The sequence below is a fragment of the Clostridium sp. JN-1 genome (genome assembly GCF_003718715.1).
Classification (GTDB): domain Bacteria; phylum Bacillota; class Clostridia; order Clostridiales; family Clostridiaceae; genus Clostridium_AV.
This window is the reverse complement of sequence record NZ_CP033465.1, coordinates 1,034,838-1,053,910: the sequence shown is the minus strand read 5'-3', so window position 1 is coordinate 1,053,910 and position 19,073 is coordinate 1,034,838. Positions and strand designations below refer to the sequence as shown.

The 19,073-nt window shown below is 32.5% G+C and carries 23 protein-coding genes and 1 pseudogene; all 24 read right to left on the bottom strand.

Features of this window, described 5'->3' with window-relative positions; all coding sequences use genetic code 11:
* Positions 1-5 precede the first annotated feature (5 nt).
* Positions 6-1,499, bottom strand: coding sequence for a flagellin (locus EBB51_RS05160; protein WP_123053479.1), 1,494 nt, complete (start codon positions 1,497-1,499; stop codon positions 6-8).
* A gap of 340 nt (positions 1,500-1,839) precedes the next feature.
* A complete protein-coding gene (locus tag EBB51_RS05155) occupies positions 1,840-2,610 on the bottom strand; it encodes a hypothetical protein (protein ID WP_150131718.1) in 771 nt (256 codons plus the stop codon).
* Positions 2,570-2,812, bottom strand: a complete 243-nt coding sequence (locus EBB51_RS13550) for a hypothetical protein (protein ID WP_150131717.1) — start codon at positions 2,810-2,812, stop codon at positions 2,570-2,572. Before EBB51_RS13550 ends, EBB51_RS05155 begins: the two co-directional genes overlap by 41 nt.
* Before the next feature lie 302 nt (positions 2,813-3,114).
* Positions 3,115-3,366, bottom strand: a complete 252-nt coding sequence (locus EBB51_RS05150; RefSeq protein WP_123053477.1) for a hypothetical protein — start codon at positions 3,364-3,366, stop codon at positions 3,115-3,117.
* Between the two features lie 57 nt (positions 3,367-3,423).
* The gene (locus tag EBB51_RS05145; RefSeq protein ID WP_123053476.1) at positions 3,424-3,867 is read right to left on the bottom strand and encodes a hypothetical protein; all 444 of its coding nucleotides are present in this window, start codon (positions 3,865-3,867) and stop codon (positions 3,424-3,426) included.
* A gap of 110 nt (positions 3,868-3,977) precedes the next feature.
* Positions 3,978-4,202 (bottom strand): annotated as a pseudogene (locus EBB51_RS05140) (flagellin); the annotation flags it as partial.
* Positions 4,203-4,224: 22 nt separating this feature from the next.
* Positions 4,225-4,404 (bottom strand): YjfB family protein, encoded by a 180-nt coding sequence (locus tag EBB51_RS05135; protein ID WP_123053475.1) that lies wholly within the window; start codon positions 4,402-4,404, stop codon positions 4,225-4,227.
* Between the two features lie 85 nt (positions 4,405-4,489).
* Positions 4,490-5,056 (bottom strand): HNH endonuclease, encoded by a 567-nt coding sequence (locus EBB51_RS05130; protein WP_123053474.1) that lies wholly within the window; start codon positions 5,054-5,056, stop codon positions 4,490-4,492.
* A gap of 171 nt (positions 5,057-5,227) precedes the next feature.
* The gene (locus tag EBB51_RS05125; protein ID WP_123053473.1) at positions 5,228-5,407 is read right to left on the bottom strand and encodes a YjfB family protein; all 180 of its coding nucleotides are present in this window, start codon (positions 5,405-5,407) and stop codon (positions 5,228-5,230) included.
* An 83-nt stretch (positions 5,408-5,490) separates the two neighbouring features.
* Positions 5,491-6,282 (bottom strand): hypothetical protein, encoded by a 792-nt coding sequence (locus EBB51_RS05120; RefSeq protein WP_123053472.1) that lies wholly within the window; start codon positions 6,280-6,282, stop codon positions 5,491-5,493.
* A gap of 158 nt (positions 6,283-6,440) precedes the next feature.
* Positions 6,441-8,138 carry a flagellin gene (locus tag EBB51_RS13950; RefSeq protein WP_123053471.1) on the bottom strand — a complete coding sequence of 566 codons (1,698 nt, stop codon included), beginning with the start codon at positions 8,136-8,138 and terminating at the stop codon, positions 6,441-6,443.
* Positions 8,139-8,343: 205 nt separating this feature from the next.
* Positions 8,344-8,685 carry a flagellar protein FliT gene (locus EBB51_RS05110; RefSeq protein WP_123053470.1) on the bottom strand — a complete coding sequence of 114 codons (342 nt, stop codon included), beginning with the start codon at positions 8,683-8,685 and terminating at the stop codon, positions 8,344-8,346.
* Between the two features lie 27 nt (positions 8,686-8,712).
* Entirely contained in the window at positions 8,713-10,476 is a 1,764-nt protein-coding gene (gene fliD, locus EBB51_RS05105) for a flagellar filament capping protein FliD (RefSeq protein ID WP_123053469.1), read from the bottom strand.
* A 60-nt stretch (positions 10,477-10,536) separates the two neighbouring features.
* Entirely contained in the window at positions 10,537-10,929 is a 393-nt protein-coding gene (fliS, locus tag EBB51_RS05100; RefSeq protein WP_123053468.1) for a flagellar export chaperone FliS, read from the bottom strand.
* 41 nt (positions 10,930-10,970) lie between these two features.
* Entirely contained in the window at positions 10,971-11,282 is a 312-nt protein-coding gene (locus tag EBB51_RS05095; protein ID WP_123053467.1) for a hypothetical protein, read from the bottom strand.
* Positions 11,283-11,312: 30 nt separating this feature from the next.
* A complete protein-coding gene (locus EBB51_RS05090; RefSeq protein WP_123053466.1) occupies positions 11,313-11,666 on the bottom strand; it encodes a flagellar protein FlaG in 354 nt (117 codons plus the stop codon).
* Between the two features lie 32 nt (positions 11,667-11,698).
* A complete protein-coding gene (gene csrA / locus EBB51_RS05085; protein ID WP_123053465.1) occupies positions 11,699-11,914 on the bottom strand; it encodes a carbon storage regulator CsrA in 216 nt (71 codons plus the stop codon).
* A complete protein-coding gene (fliW, locus tag EBB51_RS05080) occupies positions 11,915-12,346 on the bottom strand; it encodes a flagellar assembly protein FliW (protein WP_123053464.1) in 432 nt (143 codons plus the stop codon).
* A gap of 30 nt (positions 12,347-12,376) precedes the next feature.
* Positions 12,377-13,972, bottom strand: coding sequence for a flagellar hook-associated protein FlgL (gene flgL / locus EBB51_RS05075; protein WP_123053463.1), 1,596 nt, complete (start codon positions 13,970-13,972; stop codon positions 12,377-12,379).
* 15 nt (positions 13,973-13,987) lie between these two features.
* Positions 13,988-15,868 carry a flagellar hook-associated protein FlgK gene (gene flgK, locus EBB51_RS05070; protein WP_123053462.1) on the bottom strand — a complete coding sequence of 627 codons (1,881 nt, stop codon included), beginning with the start codon at positions 15,866-15,868 and terminating at the stop codon, positions 13,988-13,990.
* Between the two features lie 3 nt (positions 15,869-15,871).
* Positions 15,872-16,282, bottom strand: coding sequence for a flagellar protein FlgN (locus tag EBB51_RS05065; protein ID WP_123053461.1), 411 nt, complete (start codon positions 16,280-16,282; stop codon positions 15,872-15,874).
* A 26-nt stretch (positions 16,283-16,308) separates the two neighbouring features.
* Entirely contained in the window at positions 16,309-16,581 is a 273-nt protein-coding gene (gene flgM, locus EBB51_RS05060; RefSeq protein ID WP_123053460.1) for a flagellar biosynthesis anti-sigma factor FlgM, read from the bottom strand.
* Positions 16,582-16,773: 192 nt separating this feature from the next.
* A complete protein-coding gene (gene fliY / locus EBB51_RS05055; protein ID WP_123053459.1) occupies positions 16,774-18,078 on the bottom strand; it encodes a flagellar motor switch phosphatase FliY in 1,305 nt (434 codons plus the stop codon).
* The gene (fliM, locus tag EBB51_RS05050) at positions 18,071-19,066 is read right to left on the bottom strand and encodes a flagellar motor switch protein FliM (protein ID WP_123053458.1); all 996 of its coding nucleotides are present in this window, start codon (positions 19,064-19,066) and stop codon (positions 18,071-18,073) included. Before fliM ends, fliY begins: the two co-directional genes overlap by 8 nt.
* Between the last annotated feature and the right edge of the window lie 7 nt (positions 19,067-19,073).

The following is a 19,073-nucleotide window of genomic DNA, read 5'->3' as shown; positions in this document are numbered from 1 at the left end:
AAAAATTATTCTTGAGTATTTCCTTGCCATTTGTTCATTAGATTAATAACACTTTCCGGCATTTTTTCTGCTTGCTTCAAAATTGATTCAGCTGATTGTTCAATTATACTATTTTTAGTTATTTCCATTGCTTCTTTTGCCATATCTGCATTCGTAATTCTTGATTCTGCACTAGATATACTGCTTCCATAATTATCAACATTTTTTTCTATGTGTTCTAAAGCATTTTGGTATGTACCAAACTTCGCACGCTGACTTGATACTATCTTTATAGCTTTATCTACTTTTTCTAAAGATTTTTCTGCTTCTTCAATCGGATCAACCTTGATATCATCTATTCCTAGTTTTTTAGTTCTTGCATCAAAAAGTTCCACTTGAAATTGTTCACCAGAATTTGCTCCCACTTGTAACTGAAGCTTAGGCATTTCTTCTGTACTTATCTCCTTTTTACAACCAGCATCTGTTAATATCTTACTTGCAAAGCTGCTTAATTGGTCTTTAAAATTAGAATTAATGTTTATATAATCACCTCCAGTTGGATCTGAAAGCCTGCTAAGCTGTGATTTATAATAATCATTACTTACTACAGTTAACTTAATTCCTTTATTTTTGAGTTCTGTGGCTACATCATCAATATCAAAACTTGACATACAATCTCCACCATCACCATCTGAATTGTTATCATGAACAGGTGCATCGGTTATTAAAATAAACTGCTTAGCTGAATCTAATCTCAAATTATAGGATAGCGCTCCACTGGATGTGTCAGCAATTCCCTCAAGACCAGACTCATTAAGATCTCCACCACCTGTTGGTTTAATATTAGTTAAGTAAGATTTAAAATCGCTCAAATCATTAATCATGTCCTTTTTTACAATAGGCTCACTATTGTTAATATCCCCATAGGTTACTAGTCCCATATTTAAATCAATTCCATTGCTTGTTATTTTATCAATAAATCCATCTATGTTATCCCGTACAGAATCAATTAGTGACTGCATACTTCCGGTTCTATCCACAACAAATATAATATCAGCAGTTCCAGGCGTCCATTTTGGTTGAACAGACGCATCTATAGATGGAGGCGATAATAATTTTGTAGTATTGAACTCAGTGTCATTAGCTATGTCGTCTATATTTGCCTTTACATTATCAAGCTCATTTTGAATTATCATTCTATCTGATTGCTTTAACGTACCATTCAATGCTTGTACTATAAGATCTCTCATTCTTAAAAGATTTGGATCCTGAATTGAACCAAGTCCTGCTTCTGCTGTTTGAACAAGTGATATTCCATCCTGAATATTTTCTCCAGCCTGTTCCAATCCCCTAATTTGAGCCTTCATTTTCTCTGATATACTAGAACCTGCTGCATCATCTGCGGCTTCATTTATCCTCAGTCCTGAAGATACTTTTTTCATAGCATTAGATTTCAATTTTGTTGCAGAATTAAGTTTATTGCATGTATCTAATGCATTAATATTATGATTTATAATCATTTTTCATTACCTTACATTATAATAATATTTAAAACCATTTTTAGTTTTAAGATCCATATTATAATAATAATCATTAAATAAATACAAATGTTTACACAATTAAAAATATTATTAAATTAAAAACCCCATTTAACTGTCACTTTTAATAAATGTATTATTTGAGATTTTTTAATTTTCCAAGATGATAAAAAATCACCTAGGGATAAATCAAATCTAGATGATTTCCACGTCAACTGAAGTAAATCAAACGAAAATATAAATGGTTTCCATTACGTTAAACCTTTTTTCATTGTTTTTACACCTCACTTGGGAAAATTTACACCCCTGGGGTGAAACATCTTTAGACACTAACATCTATGTGATTACCGAGATTAGATGACTGGCAATATAATGCTTCACTAGCATTTTTTAAAATATCATTGGAATTTTTTATAATCTTACTTTCAGTATATCCATCTATAGCTTTAAATTTACGTAATTCTTTAGCTGACATAGTCACTGCCATATCTTGATACATAGCATCATTTACCACACTTACCATTTGATCTTTTATATTATCAGAATATTTATCAAGTGGCTTTATAAGATTATTCTCTATCCTATTAGTAGTATTTTTTAGTATATTCTCTACATTTAGCTCTCCCTCAATATGATAGCCTGTGCCACCATCTTTTTCTTTACTTTTATTTATATCAGAATCTATACGTATATCAGCAAATTTTCTATCTATAATAATATTTGAACCATGGTTGGTTTCCACACTAATCTGCTTATCCTTAGTTGCACTCTTATCACCAAAGGTAGAATTTATTACATTATCCATTTCAGTTATTATTTCCTTCGCTTGTTTTTCTATTTCTTGCTTATCTACAGTATTACTATTATATTCAGAAGACAACTGTTTTAATTTCTGTGACATATCCTTTAATGAATTTGCAGCTTTATTTTTTTCTTGCAAGAGAGACACACCCTCTTCTATATGACTCTCTGCTGTTTGAGCTTTGCTTAATTGAACCTTTAAGGCATCTATTTCTATAGTATCAGCCATTCCAAAATTTAATCTCATTTCATCAGATACAGCATTCGCTTTCATTTGATTTATCAGTGCCATTAAATACATTTTCCTCTGGTACTGCAACTTCTTGAACTTCATACTCTTCCATACAACTAAGACAGAGTTTATTTTGAGTTTTTAAAATTTCCATAGTATACCTCCTACTTTTTAGAATATGGAAAATTACATTCTTAAATTCTACAGTTGAAAAATGAAATGACATTACAAAAATAGTATTATCAACACCGCCCACTGACACTTGAATCAACTCTACTCTAATTTTAACATATTCACATTGCCAACTTTTTTAGTATCATATGATTAATCTTAAATAATGATACCAAATTTCTATAAGACTTCCAACGAAATTTGACATGGTTAAATATTTTGATATCTAAATACTAATATTTCTCTTTCATCTTCTGCAATAACTAAATTCATAAAACGTACTAACATAACACCTAAAAAGTTTGTACCAAAAGTCTGAGATAGTTTATAAAGCTCAAAGTAGAATATCCCTACAACAAAATGAGCACCACTAGCTTTCCTAGTTATTAGTATTCATTCTAATATTTTTCCATCTTCTGTTCTTCTACTTTCTCCATCTAATGCTCTAACTTGTACCGCTAGATTGTTTAGCCTAACATTTATTTCTTCCAGCTCTCCTGCAGTAAGATTAGCCTGCTTAGCCTTCCGTGCTAGTTGCTTCATTTGCAGTAGCTTTTCCTTCATTATGTCCAAAATCTTCTGCCTATACTGAACCCACTGCAGTTCCTGCTGCAGCTCTTTCTTTAGTTTCTCTTTTTCATTCATTGCATTAACTCATTTCACTAAACTTCCCAATATCCATACTTTGAAACTTTTATGCTATTATTTAGTATATACAAACCTTATAAGGCGCTCAGCTTCATCTATTTCATCTCTTTTTCTTATAGCAAATCTATACCATTCATATCCACCATTATAACAATTTCCTCTATTAATTAAGTCTAGTATTTCTGATTGAATACCTATACCATCAGTGCGTAAGTCAACATAAATACAATTTTTAGCTGGAGATAATGTGTACATACAATAGTTCTGTAGTTTTCTTCCTTTTGCGTCTAGATATATCTTCGAATATCTGAAGCTTGTTTCTTTCATTTCCTTTGCATATAATCCGCTTTTCCCTGTTTTGTTATCACTACATGTTATGGTTTTTCCTATCAAATCCAAAAATAGTTCTTTTAACTCATCTGCGCTTTTGCTAAAAATATTTTTGAGAGTTATAGATTCTGATATAAAATCAACTATATTTTCCTTTGAATAACTCATTATGTTTCTCCTTAATAACCTTATTATTAGCCTATCAATTATATAAAACTCCTTCTCCTTACGTCGAATGAGTAAGTTCCACTAACTAAATCAAAGATTTAGAGTATCACTTATCTTAATAACTGAAGAACCTGCTGTGGCTGTTGGTTTGCTTGAGCAAGCATAGCTTGAGCAACTTGGCTAAGAATATTGTTCTTTGAGAATGTTGACATTTCTTTAGCCATATTAACGTCTCTAATTCTTGATTCAGATGATGTCAAGTTTTCACTTGATGTCCCTAAGTTAGCTATTATATGCTTTAATCTGCTTTGAACTGCTCCAGTTCCATTTTTATCTCTTCTCTTTCATCCATCTGCATTACGCACTGACATCTATGTGATTACCTAGATTAGGGTCTACTGCAAGGTTCTTCGTCATTTCTGTCATCTGTGTGGCATTTTCTTTGCCAGCATCCATAGCTATTTTCATTACTGCTATGCCAGCTGATTGTTGTACTCTTGATTGACTCATTACAATTGATAGTGTTGCTATATCCATATGGTTACCCCATTCTATTTTATCTTACAAGTTCCTGTCATCCCGGTTAGAATCCTTGCCGATGAACTTGTTCAATATTATACCATTACCTATTACTATTTTCTATGTTCAACTGATCTTCTACAGCTTTTCTAATTTCACCAGCAATTTTATCTGCTTTTTTCATTAGATTTAAAATCTCTTCCTTGATATTTTTATATTCATTAAGTTTATCCTCCTGTTTTTCAATATACTGTAAGGTATTTATTGTATTATTTGATATATACTTTCTTATTTTTTCTTTCTTTTCACTTAATATTTTAGGTTCTTTAATTAATTTATCAAGATATACCTCCCAAGGTTTATTTCCTTTCGCAGAGTTACATTCCTTACAACATGGTAAAAGATTACCTATTTGATGACCATATCCAGAAAATTCCCCCTTTTTTACAAGACTTAAAACATGATCCCATGTTTGAGCTGGTTTATCACAATATACACACTTTAATTGATTATTAGGATCTTGACCTAATATTTTTATTGCATCGCTAACCTTTTTATTGTCATATTCATCATAACTAGCTAAAGCTGAAGCAAATGCATGATTTATTGTTGTTTTTCTTTTACCAAAAATGGAATAAGGTTTAAGGTGTTCTTTTATACTCTCTTTCATAAATGGTTTCTGTAATGGTTTCTATTTTTTTATTTTCATTTCAAATTCCCCACTTACCTTAATAATTCCTAATTAGCTTCTAATATAAAGTGTTAACCTCTAACTCACTACTCATATACTGTACTTAACCTATTACATATACTTTCTGAATTATTTTTTCATCCATCTGCATCAGGCACTAACATCTATGTGATTGCCAAGATTAGGGTCTACCGCAACATTTCTCATCATTTCTGTCATCTGTGCAGCATTTTCCTTATTAGTATCCATAGCTTTTTTCATTACTGCTATGCTAGCTGCTGTTTGTACCTTTGACTGACTCATTACCATTGATAGCGATGCTATATCCATTAAATCACCTCCTATTTACTACTTTTGCCAAGTCACAGCTACCCTTGCGAAAAAAGCGAAGTGACTGAGCTCGCTAGGGGTTGTTATTGCAGTTGCTGCTTACTCCTAAGTGTACCATTAACAAACCTTTGAAAAAGTACTAAATATGGAGTAACATCTGAACTATTTTGTGCAATAAAATCTCCTATTATATCAGCTTTATTACAATCACTACCATCATATGGATGCATTGAACATTCATGTGATACTAGACCTAGTAAACTAAGTCTCTTGGAACTTACATTTATAGATTGAGCGTAAATAGTATCATCTTCTATTAAATCTTTTTTTAATTGCTCAGATTCTTTTCTTAACGTATCGTTGCCCTCTCTATTATAATGTATGTTCATATGTATTATTAAAAGACGAATATCTAAATCATCAAGTTCCTTTATAACTCTAATACATCTTTGAAATCCTCTTAAATCATTTTCCTCCTCAGAACCAACAGTAACTAGCATAGATGCTGCTAGCTTTCTTATCCATATATTTTTAGAATTAATAGCTTCCTTAACTAACTCTTCAATTGCTGCATATTCTTCTGTTGATATGTCAAGTCCAATAAATTTCTGAAGATCTTTAATTTTTCTTATTTCCATCTCTTGTTTAAGTTCTTCTATTAGTTTGCTGATTTTTTCATAATCCTTTTTTTGAATTCTTTGATTGTTTATACGACTAATAGTATTATAAGTACATGCTAAAGCTGGTAATCCTAAAGCAACTAAATTTTGAACTCCTTGAGGCAACTTACTAACTAGTGAAATAATATCTCCAGCTATACCAGCTGTAGTTAAATCTGAAACTGTTACAAGTGTTTGCTCAACTATCTTATTCATAAATATTTCACTCCATTGCTTATTATAAAAAGAAGCCAGAGTCTTATCACCCTGGCTCCTTATTATTACTATTGTAAGCTTATCAATTATATGAAACTCCTTCTCCTTGCGTCGAATGAGTAAGTTCCACTAACTAAATCAAAGATTTAAAGTGTCAATTATCTTAATAACTGAAGAACCTGCTGTGGTTGCTGGTTTGCTTGCGCAAGCATTGATTGAGCCGCCTGTGAAAGAATATTATTCTTTTGGAAGTTCATCATTTCTTTAGCCATATCTACGTCTCTAATTCTTGACTCTGCTGATGTTAAGTTTTCACTTGATGTTCCTAAATTAGCTATTGTATGTTCTAATCTGTTTTGAACTGCTCCAAGTTTAGCTCTTTCACTTGAAACTGATTTTGTTGCACTATCAAGTTTTGTTATAGCATCTTGAGCTCCTGCTTGAGTTGATAAATCAATTCCTGCAATTCCTAGTGCACTAGTTCTCATATCATTTATTGAAAGTCCCATAGTTTGTCCTTGATTAGCACCTATTTGGAATGTTAATGCTCCATTACCAGCACTTGTTCTAGATGCTGTATCTAAGCCTAATTTCTTTAATGCACTTCCATTTGTAACATCTTGTAAGTCTACTGCACCACTTGGACTATCAATAGCTAATCTTCCGTTATCAACTTCTACTGTTACATCCTTAATTTTCTGAGCATCTGATGTAAATCCTGCAGTTGTATTATAAGCACTAATTGCTGTATTAATAGCACTTTGTAATGCTGCTGCATAAGTGTTAGCATCACTATCAGCTGCTGCTGCTGGAGATGTAATTTCCATTGTATGTCCACCAATGCTTAACTGGAACTTATCAGTATTTGTTAAAGCATCTAAAACTTTATTTGTTCCTGATGCTTGTGTAGCAGCACCTGCCATTTCAGCATTTGCTCCAGCGAATAAACTTAATACTGATTTAGCACCTACAGCAGTTGTAGTTCCATCTGCTAATTTAGCAGTGCCTGTAGCTCCACCATCACCATAATACAATTCAACTTTTGAATTGTTTCCAGCGCTACCACTTTCAATTTTGAATGTTCCAATAGCAGAATCAGTTATAGTAATGTGTGCAGCACCTGTTCCTGAATCATCAATTGCTTTGTTAATTGTATTTTGTAATATATCACGAACTTTACCACTTGTTGTGGAATCCATGTTAGTAGTTGACCAATCTTGCTGTAATGTTGCTTTATCAGCATCGGATAAATACTTATTCCAATCAATTGCAATTTTCTTTCCATCTACAACAAGTGCATCAGTTTTAGTTAAATCCATATTTGTTCCAGATGCATTAATAGCTTTTGCATCAACGCCTGTCAAAGTACCTGCAGTTTGTTTAAATACTTGAGCACCTGATACTGAATTAACTCCACCTGCTGCTCCTTGTGCAGATAAGTTACCATTTAATAACTTTTGAGTATTGAATTCAGTTGTATCACCTATTCTGTCAATTTCATTTTTTAGCTGTGATATTTCAGTCTGAATAGCATCTCTATCTTGACCAACATTAGTACTATTTGATGATTGAACAGCAAGTTCTCTCATTCTTTGTAGAATTGAAGTAGTTTCATTTAAAGCACCTTCAGCAGTTTGAATCATTGATATACCATCTTGAGCATTAGCTGAAGCCTGGTCAAGACCTCTGATTTGTCCTCTCATTTTTTCAGATATAGCTAGTCCTGCTGCATCATCTCCAGCTCTGTTAATTCTAAGACCTGAAGAAAGCTTTTCCATTGATTTTGATGCATTACTTGAGTTAATGCTCATCTGTCTTATTGCATTGTTTGCTCCTAAGTTATGATTAATTATCATAATAAATTCCTCCTTGATTTTTAAAGTGAACTTCCTTGTCCACTGTATTATTTATAGTTAAGCTTTTTGAGCTTACTAACATTTTTTAAGTTGAGAATTGAGAGTGGAAAGTTGAGAGTAGTCATTTAAGAAAATTACATTCTACTAGTTATTACTTTCCTTATGTTATAAATATCGTAGTCTTTCTTATCCACTTGATAGTTTTTTAAATTTTTTTGCTAAAAATATTTCCACCTATATTATAATTATTATAACTCTTTGCCATAACCTTTTTTTTAGATATCATATCTATTTTTTTTCTAAATTCGTTTCTTTTTTCATTCATTACTTTGAATAGTTTGTCCTGGAGCTTAATTATTTCAAATTCTTCGGCTGCTTTCTTGTATTCCCCTTTTGTGCAGTCCATATTTCCTAAAGTATCTAATAATTGCTGTCTTTCATCCATTAGATTTTTTAAAGAATCGTAATCACCGCTGTCAAGTTTGTAAATAAGCTCACAGGTAACTTTCTTTAAACCTTTCATAGAGTTTCTCAAATCCAGCTTCATTATTTATTCCCCATTCTAATTTTTATATTACTGTCCAAGCATATAAGATAGTTGTGATTGCTGAGCATTTAGCTGATTCATAGCAGTTTCAAGTTTGGAGAACTGCTGGTAATACTTTTCCTGCTTTGTACTCATTTCATCTGTAATTTTTCCTATGGCAAGCTGCTGCTCGTATATTTGGTCCGGCAGAGTATTTTTTCCGCCAGTTCCCGTAATGCTATAATCATATTGTTTATTAGCATAAGAAGTTAATATGGAACTATTTAAAGTTACATTTGTATTTCCTGCATTCTTTTCAAGTATGCTTTTAATTCTAGTAAAAATTCCATCTTCCTTATACTCTTGAGTACTAGGGTCGTACTTTTTACTTCCATCACTTGTAGTTTCAGCTGCTGCAGTGGATACATTCGTAAATATTTTTAATATCTGGTCAGGTTTAGATGATATTGCTTCCTTTAATTTTGCTGTATCTAATATATCAACATGTGCAGGCTTTTTGTAATCAGCAGATATATCTATTCCAATACTATTTGAACCATACTTTCCAAGTGAAAGCCCAGTATTACTTACCGCTGTATTAAATGCACTTCTCAAATCATTAAGCATATTTTGAAGATTATCATCATTCCTTAAAATACCTTGTTTAGCTTTAGTTTCCCAGTTAGTTATATCAGCAGCACTCATACTACTTTTTTGCGCATCTGTTAATGGTTTATAGTTATGATCTGGTTTCTCAGTAAGTTTTGTTTGAATCTTATCCATTATAGCGCTGTATTTGTCAATAAACCCTTTAATTTTATCATATACCTTATCCGTATCTTGTCCAACAGTTGCCGATGTAGTAACAGGAATAGGATTACCACTAGCATCCTTAGAACCTTCACTTGATAATGTATAGGTCATTCCATCTATAGTAAAATTATTAGTTGCCTTGTCTGTAACTGGAGTTCCTGTTGATGAACCTGGTGGCGTAATTGTTACATCTGCATTCTGACCCTTTTGAATTGTTCCAGTAGCAGTATCAGTAGATGTACTTGAAACTGTCCAATCAGCAGTAGTTAACCCTTCACTATTTAATGCAGAAAATCCAAGTATGGTAGAAAGTGATGCTGTACTTCCTTTTTTTATTGCTAAACTTGTATCACTGCCAGTTTGTGAAGTATTCAATTTAAACTCACCTGTAAGTTCACTATAGGCTGCCTTTACACTTCCGCCTGTCTGATTGTTTATAACATTAACAAGATCTCCTATTGTAGCCGTATCAGATGTGTTATCTAAAGTAACATTAATATCATTAGCCACACTATTAGCATTTAATACTAATTTAATAGATCCACTTATACCTATATCTGTCAGTGGTGTAGAAAGTGATTTTCCACTTAATGTATTGGTTACTCCAGCACCCTTTGCCAATTGTTTAACTTCAATTGAATACTTTCCTGCCTTCGCACCTACCTCTGGGGTAAAAGTTGCTATTGATGTATCAGCACCGCTTACAGTAAATGGTGCAAAATTTGCTCCCGATAAAATATTTTTATCTGAACTTACAGAATCAAAAAAAGAACTTTGCAAATCCTTTATGTCCTTAATAATATCTTGATACGCCTCTTGTTTCCACTGAATAGTTTGCTGATCTTGCTTCGCCTTATCAAGTTTTACCTGTTCTGCCTTCATCATTTTTTTAACCACTGCATCTACATCAAGACCTGTAGCCATACCAGTTAACCTGAGTAAATCGCCGCCCCCAGCTCCAGTCATACCGGATACTGGTGTACTTATGTCACCGCTCATGTTTATTCCTCCTATTCTTTTGCACCCCTGGGGTGCAATATATTACATATCTGGAAAAATTTACACCCCTGGGGTTCCTTTAGAAACTTTATATGCTTCGTTCCACGTGTCTCTAACATTTTCTATTAGTGGAATTACCTCATCCATTATTTTTACATCCTTTTTTATATTTGCATCTGTAAGTCTCCTTACTATAAAATCATATAAACTCATAAGTGACTGTCCCCAATCTCCAGCTTTTGAGATATCCAAAGATGACATAAGTTCATAGAATATATTCTCAGTCTTAACTATGTTTTCGTGGGACTTTTTTATATCTTTATCTATCATTGCTTGTCTTCCTATTTTAGAAAACTTTACAGCACCCTCTACAAGCATCAATAAAAGCTGTTCTTTTGATGCATAATTTACACTGTTAGTTTTATAAGTATTATAAGCATTTGAAGCATACATACTCTAACACCCCTCTTAATAAATTAATGAGCATACTCAATTTATTTCTTTACGTCTAAAATATGCCCTTTTAAATTGTCTTTTGCTAAATCCGCTGCTTCTTCCCTATATGCAGGTACTTTTAGCTCTTTTGATTTCACTGCCTCTACAGAAACAAATTTCTTGTCCCTGTTTTTCTCTTTATCCTTATGTTTTTCTAATTCTTCACTAAAGTCAGCTGAGCCTTCTCCCTTTTTATTTTTACTGTGCTTATCTATGACTATACCTGACTTTGTGTGTACCCTTCTGGTACTTGTAGTTTCCTTTATCCTCCGGCGTAATTCTGGATCGATTTTATTTAATCTAAATTCCATTAAAACACCTCCATATACAATTGACTTTTTCTATGCCCTTTTATCTACAAACATACCTGCCATTTCACAAAATTTATCAATCATATCTATGATATTTTTAGGGGGAACTTCTTGTATTACATCTTTAGTACTGTCATCAACCACTCTAACTACTATGTCTTTAAATTTTCCATACACCTCATATTCTAGATGAGTTGATTTATCCTCCAGCAATTTATTGAATTTGTCTACAGCTTTTTTTACATCTTTTTCTTCTACACTTTTTTCATTTACATCTTTATGCTGTAATGATTCATTGTCTAAATCATTACTAAATTTATTAGAATCTACTGCAATAAAATCTAAAGATAGCTGTCCTCCCTGACTTATACCTCTAACATCCATGCTAAACACCTCTTTATAATTTTTTGATAGTTTTATCTTTTTAATTTTTTCAATATGCTTATATCTGAAGCTGCTGAACTTTTATTTTCTTTTCCTACTTCCCTGTAAAGTTCTTCTCTAAGTATTGTAATATTTTTAGGTGCTGATATAGAAAGTTTAACTGTTCCATCTGCTATTTTTGTAACAGTTACTTCTATGTCTTCCCCTATACGTATTGACTCGCCCTTTTTCCTGCTTATGACTAACAATTAAATCTCCCCCTTAAGGAGCGGGTATTTTATTGGATAATTTGATTTATCCAATATTAATTGTTCCCCAATATTTTCATCCTTATTTATTATTATAGGAGCTTTTAAATTAATTGTTATATTTTCTATTTTAGAACTCAAGTTAACTGTATTTACTACAATAATATCCTTTTGATTTTTTATATTGAGCTCTGATACTTTATAATCATTTAAATCAAATTCATAATCCTTCATCACATTAAAAGGTGAAATTACTATGATTCCAACATTTGTATCTTCCATGGAATGCAGTATATAAAATAACTTATTTTCTTCTGCTGGAACTAGTATAAAATTTTTTAAATTTTCAAATCCAGGAAGCCCTTTTTTAAAAGTTATTATATCTTCCTTTTCATAATTAAGTACCCCATGATACCTTGTATCTAATTTCATCTTTATCTCCTCAATTTTACATTCTCAATTCTATCTAATGTAGTCCATAAGTGTTGGTTCTATTATCTTTGCACTTGTTTGAAGTGATGCAAGATATACTGTTTGTGCTGTAGCATATTCCATAATTACTTTAGTTATATCTACATTTTTAGTTTTAGATAATACATCAGTCATATTAGTATTTGAGTCAGTATTTTGGTTTTGTGCTGCAGTCATTCTATTTTCTACAGAACCAACATCTGAACGCACTTTTAAAATCTGCGTCATAGCTTTATCCAAGTCAGCTAAATCCTCGTTTGCTAATGACTTTCTTGCTGCATCAGTATCTTCTATACCTGCATCATCTTTACCATCAAGATTATTTATTATTCTCTTAAATAAATCCATCATATTATCTTTATTTCCATTACCATAATTTATTACATCAGATGCTGATACATTATACTTAACCAAAACCCCCTGCGATATTTCCGTCTGCCTAGCAGAGCCCATTTGACTTAATTGAATGTTAGGAATCTGCTTCTTTGGATTTGTTGATATTACCGGAAGATCTGAAACTGTAGAATCCTTTAAAAATACTATATCATTTGTCAGTGTATCAAATCTTATTTTGTTATCTGAAGTTTTTTGTGCAAATACTTTGCCTTTCAAATCTGAATTTGCTATAATCTTATCATTTATATTTTTTATAACATCATCTATAGCTGCAGATGGTGTATTTGAAAAATCTAATGTTATTTTTGAATCTTTACTTGAACCATTCACATTAAAAGTTATATCTTTTCCAGCCCAATTGCTTGCAGTAAAACCATCTGAAATAACTGCAGGTAAGTTTTGCACAGCTTGATTATCACTTGAGTTATATGTTAACTGAGTATTTTTTACAAGTGAAAATGTATAAGTATCCTTAGCTTTAGTATTTAAGTTTGGATTAAATTGTATATTAAAACCATCTACTGTAATAGAATTATGTGCTGCATCTGGTGTATATGATGAGCCCGCTGTCCATGTTTTTCCTCCGTCGCTGGACCTTTGGCAAATTACTTTTTTTACATTTCCACTTGACTCAACAGTATCAGCTGTTATTTTATACATGGTACTTGAAGGCAGTGTTGAATCAGGTATTCCTGAAATATTTATGCTGCCGCTATCTGCATTTGATTTGGTCACAATATAATTGTTTTGAACGCTTACTGGTTTTGAAGAACTTTTAGTACCTCCAAATATAAACGCACCTTGTGAATTTGAGTTTAATATTTCAGAAACGCTGCTTACATATTGGTTTATCTCGTCTTTTATTTTTGCCATATCATCGCTTCTATATGGTGCGCCTCCAGCCTTTATTAAGTCATCTCTTATATTTTTATATATCTCTCCAATTTGTCCAAGTGCAGTATCAGTAGACTCCATCCAATTCTTAGTATTAGTTATATTCTTACCATATTGAGTATTGGCATTTATAGCCGACTGCATTTGCATGGATATGGATACATCAAATGGAGCATCTGAAGGTTTTGAAAAATTACTTTGTGTTGTTATCTGCTGCTGGATTTTCCTTAAATTATTTAAGTTTGTCTGCATATCATTTAGATAATTATCAGAAAGCATTTTATTAGTAATTCTCATTATAAATTCACCTCACTACTTTTTAAGTCCATTTACAACTACATCTAGCAGCTGATCTACTGTTGCTATAATCTTTGCATTTGCCTGATAACAGTGTTGAAATTGTATCAAGTTTGTCATTTCTTCATCTAATGAAACTCCAGATACAGAATTTCTTTTTTCTATTGAATCGTTTAGTGCTTTAGAATTATTAGATATCCCAGCTTTTACAGCTTGTTCATCTATACCTAATTTACTTATAGTTGTTCTAAAATAAGTATCAACAGTCATGCCTGTTTGATTTCCTCTAACTGTATAAATAGGTGCACTTCCTATAGTGGAATCCTGTACAAATATATCTTTTAAAAAGGATTCTTTGTCAGTTGAATTATCTACAGCTGATATTGACATTTTTTGATCACGAAGCATTTCTACAGCTGTAGCCCTCGTACCATCGCCTTCTGCACCTATTCTATTTCCATCAGCATCATACTGTGCTGCTGTTTTTATGAGATTAGGATCATCTATTATGCCTCTATTTACTGCTATATTGGCTGCTGTTATACCTTTTTCAGCTTCATCTATTTTCCCCAGATCTTTTCCAGTGTACACTGACTCCATTGAAGAGTTTACAAAAAAGTTATTTATATTTGTGCTTGTATCACCTACAGCTGTAGAACTTTGACTTATTATTCCATTTACTGCAAAGGCAAGAGCTTTTGCTTCATTGTCTAATTCACACTGATATTTATCTATACATTCTTGTGCTTGTATATAACCATTCAAACTTCCAGACGGCGGTTGAAAAAGTGACAAATCGTTAAAATTAACTGTGTCTCCACCTGCTGCAGGTGATCCGTCTTTTTTTAAAACTGCACCAGTTTTTCTGTCTGTCCATATAACTCTTGAATGATCCAATCTGCTGTATTTCTCTGCTGCACTTACATAATCTTTATCTCCTAATTTACCTGTGTCTTTTATAGTAACAGTTATAGTAACTTTGTTAGCTTCTAAACTTACGTCACCATTTTTATAATAAATTACTGTATAGTCTCCTTCATCTCCAGCTTGCTTCCCTTTAGGCGGCTTTATATCATTTATATATGCAAATCTAGCACCTCCATCTGGATCGTCTGCTTCAACAAGATTAACACTCTTACCAGATTTAACAGGTGGGTTTCCATCATAATTATTTTTGCCAATATCAGTTTCATTAGAAGTAGTTAGATTTATTGATCCATACTCTCTGCTGTCTGTGCTTATTCCAAATTCCTTGCTTAAATCATCAAGTAATGAATCTCTTCTATCCATAAGATCATTAGGACTTTGATGCGTTACTTCAACTTGTCTTATCTGCTGATTTAACTTATTTATTTCATCTAAGACATTATTTACATTATTAACTACGCTTTCTTGTATAAGCTTTTGTGAGTTTTCCTTTAATTGTGTAAGATTTGCAGACATTTGATTTAAGTTATCTGCAGCAGATACTGCAGCTTTTGCAACTGATGATTTGGAATCGTAGTTATCTGCATGAGTTCCAAGAGTATTCCATGCATCAAAAAATTTACCTAACAAGACTGACAATCCCGAATCATCACTGGGTTCATTTAATACATCTTCAACTTGACTTAAAAGTGTATCCATTCCACTGTACTTTCCAGCTGCACCATTCTGCGACCTAATAGCACAGTCCAAGAAAGTATTTCTTATTCTCTTTATATCAACTACATCAACACCAGTTCCCATCTGTCCCGGGGTTACCGAAGCTGGCAGTGATGCTTGAAGTTCAGCTCTCTGCCTTGTATATCCAGGAGTGTTTGCATTGGATATATTGTGGGAAGTTACATTAATTGCTTCCTGCTGTCCAAACAAACCACTTTTGCCTATATTTAAAATACCAAATAATCCTGCCATATTTTATCTACTCCTTCCGTATGCATTATACGTCTTAGGACTCCTATTTGGATTCAACATACCGAGCATTTGTGTAGTATAATTGAGTCCCTGCCTTATTAAAATTTCATTTGTATCTTTTTGAAGTTGTACTTGATGAAGTAAATTTTGTATTTTTTCATAACTTTTTTCTAAAGTTTTATCTCCGCTTTCAGATACTATGGTACTCATCAGTCTTCCATCTGTAATTTTTCTTCTTTCAACTTCATATTTTGCAACTTCACTTGCACAATTTTCTATTTTTTCTCTAACTGCATCTAGTGCAAAGACATTTCTCTTTGTTATATAGTCAAACTGTTCATTTAAGGTTTTCAACAATTTTTTAAGTGCACTGTATTCATTCAATATTATAGAATTCAACTGTTCTGAAACCATAACATACCTCCACTTTTAAAATTCAATCAAAGTTTTTTATTCATGCTTTCTATCATTTTTTGTGCGATTTTTTTTGAATCTGGTTTATAAGTACCATTTTCAATCTTTTCCTTAAGCTCTTTTATCCTGCTTGTAGTATTCACAAATTTATCATCAAGTGAATATGTGCTCAAGTTTTTTCCTAAATGCGATATTTGTATACTGTCATTTTGTTTTATATCATGTTTCTTTTCAATATTTCTTTTGTTTACATTATACAAACTTATCATTTTACTTGAACTAATTCCATTTACATTCATACATATATACACTCCTAACTTATACTTTAGAAACTTCTTAATTTAGCTGTCGTTATTAATATTATCGATTATAAGCGGGCAATATTTATACCTTAAGAAATCCTATTTTTACCTCAATGTACCTTATTTTTACTGCTTTAATCCAAGTATAAGCCTGATTAAAAAAACAACCGAATTGTAATTTTCGGTTGCTTACTTACCAAGAGACTTAATTCTCTCTTCTCCTGTCACAATACTTGTAATTCTAACTCCAAAGTTTTCATCGACAACAACTACTTCACCATAAGCTACTTTTTTTCCATTAACTAAAATTTCAACTGGTTCTTCTGCCAATCTATCTAGTTCTATTAAAGATCCAGTTCCAAAGTTTAAAATTTCCTTAACGTTCTTTTTGGTTCTTCCAAGTACTACCGATATTTCAAGCGGCACATCTAAAATTAAGTCTATATTTTTAGGAACAGGTTCATTATATGAAGTATTTTCTAAAGGCTTAAATGAAGCTTGATGCACTTCAACTCTAGGTTGAGATGGCGCTTTTGGTGTTTCAATTGGTTTTTCACTTACATTTATATTCTGACCTTCATTTTTATATTGAAACTGTTCTTTTACTTGATTCTGCGGTGCCGGATTTGTTAACTTTTGCTCTGCTGGCTTCTGCGCCTCCAGAGCGGCAGCTTCATCATCACTTCCAATAGGTTTTTCCTCACCCATCATTATTGCAATTATCTTTTTAGCAGTACCCATAGGAAGAAGCTGCATTATATAGCTGTCTACCAAATCTCCTATATTCAATGAAAAAGAAACTTTTACTATTAATTCATCATCGGATATTCCCTCTGCCAATGGTTCAGTTAAGTTATTCCATATCTTGGATAAAGGGGGTGATATATTTACTTCCCTCATAAACATTGTAGCCATGGAAGTAGCAGCTGAACCAATCATTTGATTCATAGCTTCAGATACTGCACTTAATTCTATTTCAGATAATTCTTTAATCTCATCTGGTACCTTTCCATCTCCACCCATCATGAGGTTTGCAATTACTGCTGCATCTGCAATGTCCATTACAAGCAAATTTTCACCTACTATGCCGCTTGTAAATTTAACTTCTAAAGCAACATTAGGAGTATGGAATTCTCCTTTTAAATCGTTGAGTGTAGTAACGCTTACTACAGGAGTTGTTATATTTACTTGCTGATTAATTATTGTAGAAAGCGCGGTAGACGCGGATCCCATAGATATATTTCCAATTTCACCTAGTAAGTCTTTTTCCATATCTGTAATTTGATTTACATCGTCATTTTGCGCCTCTAAAGGCTGCTTTACATTTTCTTCTGGTGTATCTTGTTTACTTTCAGCTGTTTGTGTTTCCCCTTTACTTGCTTCTTCTGAATTATTTTCTTTTTCTGATGATACAGGCTGTGTGTCCCCTTGTGTGTCTCCTCCCCCATTCAAAAGTGCATCTATTTCTTCCTGCGAAAGAAACCCATTACTCATAATTTTCCACATCCTTATCTATAATATCTAGTACCTGAACTCCCATATTTTTGCCTATTACTCCTGGTTTTCCATAACAGTACGGCTGATCTTCGACCATTAATTTTATAGGACTTATAGTTTTTTCATCTAAGGTTAATACATCACCTATTCTAAGCCTTAAAAATTGATCTATAGTAATAACAGTTTCACCTAAAACTGCCGTCAACTTCATGTTTACTACATTAAGTCTTTCCCTCAGCTTGCCTCTAGACTCCTGTAAAACCGATTCATTGTTTTCTTGAAACCAATACTGCACCACTAATTTATCCAATACCTTTTCTATACTTAAATAAGGTATACATATATTTATAAAAGTATTGCTTTTTCCCATTTCAACTGAAAAAGTAATGAGTGCCACCGGCTCATTTGGTGCTAGTGTCTGGTTAAGAGCTGGATTTGTCTCTATACCCTCTATTTCTGGTTCAACCTCAAGTACATCTTCCCATGCCAGCTTTAAATTTCCTATAAGACCTGCATTAATAACTTTTATAATATTTTTATCTATGTCAGTAAATTCCCTTATTTTATATTTTCCATTTCCTCTTCCACCTAAAAGTACGTCTATTATTTCAAAGACAAATTCAGGATTTGTTTCAAATAATATAGATCCACTTAACGGCGGCATTTTAAATATAGTGAGTATAGTTGGATTTGGTACAGAATGAATAAATTCTTCATAAGTTATTTGCTGTACAGATTCTATCTTTACTTTCACATTATTTCTAACTTGAGCAGTTAAATAACTAGAAATTATTCTGGCATAGTTATCATGAATAAGTTCTAGAGTCCTTAAGTGATCCTTTGAGAACTTTTGAGGACTTCTAAAATCATACGGCTTAACTTTTTGCTTTTCCTCTTCTTTAGGTACTTCGTCTGGGTTAAGTTCTCCAGCGGACAATGCAGCCAAAAGGGAATCTATCTCACTCTGTGATAGTACATCTGCCATCTTTTTC

Bases quoted from the DNA above. Each gene is read 5' to 3' on its own strand.
- EBB51_RS05160 (WP_123053479.1), bottom strand. From the start codon at position 1,499: ATGATTATAAATCATAATATTAATGCATTAGATACATGCAATAAACTT.
- EBB51_RS05155 (WP_150131718.1), bottom strand. From the start codon at position 2,610: ATGGCACTGATAAATCAAATGAAAGCGAATGCTGTATCTGATGAAATG.
- EBB51_RS05150 (WP_123053477.1), bottom strand. From the start codon at position 3,366: ATGAATGAAAAAGAGAAACTAAAGAAAGAGCTGCAGCAGGAACTGCAG.
- EBB51_RS05145 (WP_123053476.1), bottom strand. From the start codon at position 3,867: ATGAGTTATTCAAAGGAAAATATAGTTGATTTTATATCAGAATCTATA.
- EBB51_RS05135 (WP_123053475.1), bottom strand. From the start codon at position 4,404: ATGGATATAGCAACACTATCAATTGTAATGAGTCAATCAAGAGTACAA.
- EBB51_RS05130 (WP_123053474.1), bottom strand. From the start codon at position 5,056: ATGAAAGAGAGTATAAAAGAACACCTTAAACCTTATTCCATTTTTGGT.
- EBB51_RS05125 (WP_123053473.1), bottom strand. From the start codon at position 5,407: ATGGATATAGCATCGCTATCAATGGTAATGAGTCAGTCAAAGGTACAA.
- EBB51_RS05120 (WP_123053472.1), bottom strand. From the start codon at position 6,282: ATGAATAAGATAGTTGAGCAAACACTTGTAACAGTTTCAGATTTAACT.
- EBB51_RS13950 (WP_123053471.1), bottom strand. From the start codon at position 8,138: ATGATAATTAATCATAACTTAGGAGCAAACAATGCAATAAGACAGATG.
- EBB51_RS05110 (WP_123053470.1), bottom strand. From the start codon at position 8,685: ATGAAGCTGGATTTGAGAAACTCTATGAAAGGTTTAAAGAAAGTTACC.
- fliD (WP_123053469.1), bottom strand. From the start codon at position 10,476: ATGAGCGGTGACATAAGTACACCAGTATCCGGTATGACTGGAGCTGGG.
- fliS (WP_123053468.1), bottom strand. From the start codon at position 10,929: ATGTATGCTTCAAATGCTTATAATACTTATAAAACTAACAGTGTAAAT.
- EBB51_RS05095 (WP_123053467.1), bottom strand. From the start codon at position 11,282: ATGGAATTTAGATTAAATAAAATCGATCCAGAATTACGCCGGAGGATA.
- EBB51_RS05090 (WP_123053466.1), bottom strand. From the start codon at position 11,666: ATGGATGTTAGAGGTATAAGTCAGGGAGGACAGCTATCTTTAGATTTT.
- fliW (WP_123053464.1), bottom strand. From the start codon at position 12,346: ATGAAATTAGATACAAGGTATCATGGGGTACTTAATTATGAAAAGGAA.
- flgL (WP_123053463.1), bottom strand. From the start codon at position 13,972: ATGAGAATTACTAATAAAATGCTTTCTGATAATTATCTAAATGATATG.
- flgK (WP_123053462.1), bottom strand. From the start codon at position 15,868: ATGGCAGGATTATTTGGTATTTTAAATATAGGCAAAAGTGGTTTGTTT.
- EBB51_RS05065 (WP_123053461.1), bottom strand. From the start codon at position 16,282: ATGGTTTCAGAACAGTTGAATTCTATAATATTGAATGAATACAGTGCA.
- flgM (WP_123053460.1), bottom strand. From the start codon at position 16,581: ATGAATGTAAATGGAATTAGTTCAAGTAAAATGATAAGTTTGTATAAT.
- fliY (WP_123053459.1), bottom strand. From the start codon at position 18,078: ATGAGTAATGGGTTTCTTTCGCAGGAAGAAATAGATGCACTTTTGAAT.
- fliM (WP_123053458.1), bottom strand. From the start codon at position 19,066: ATGGCAGATGTACTATCACAGAGTGAGATAGATTCCCTTTTGGCTGCA.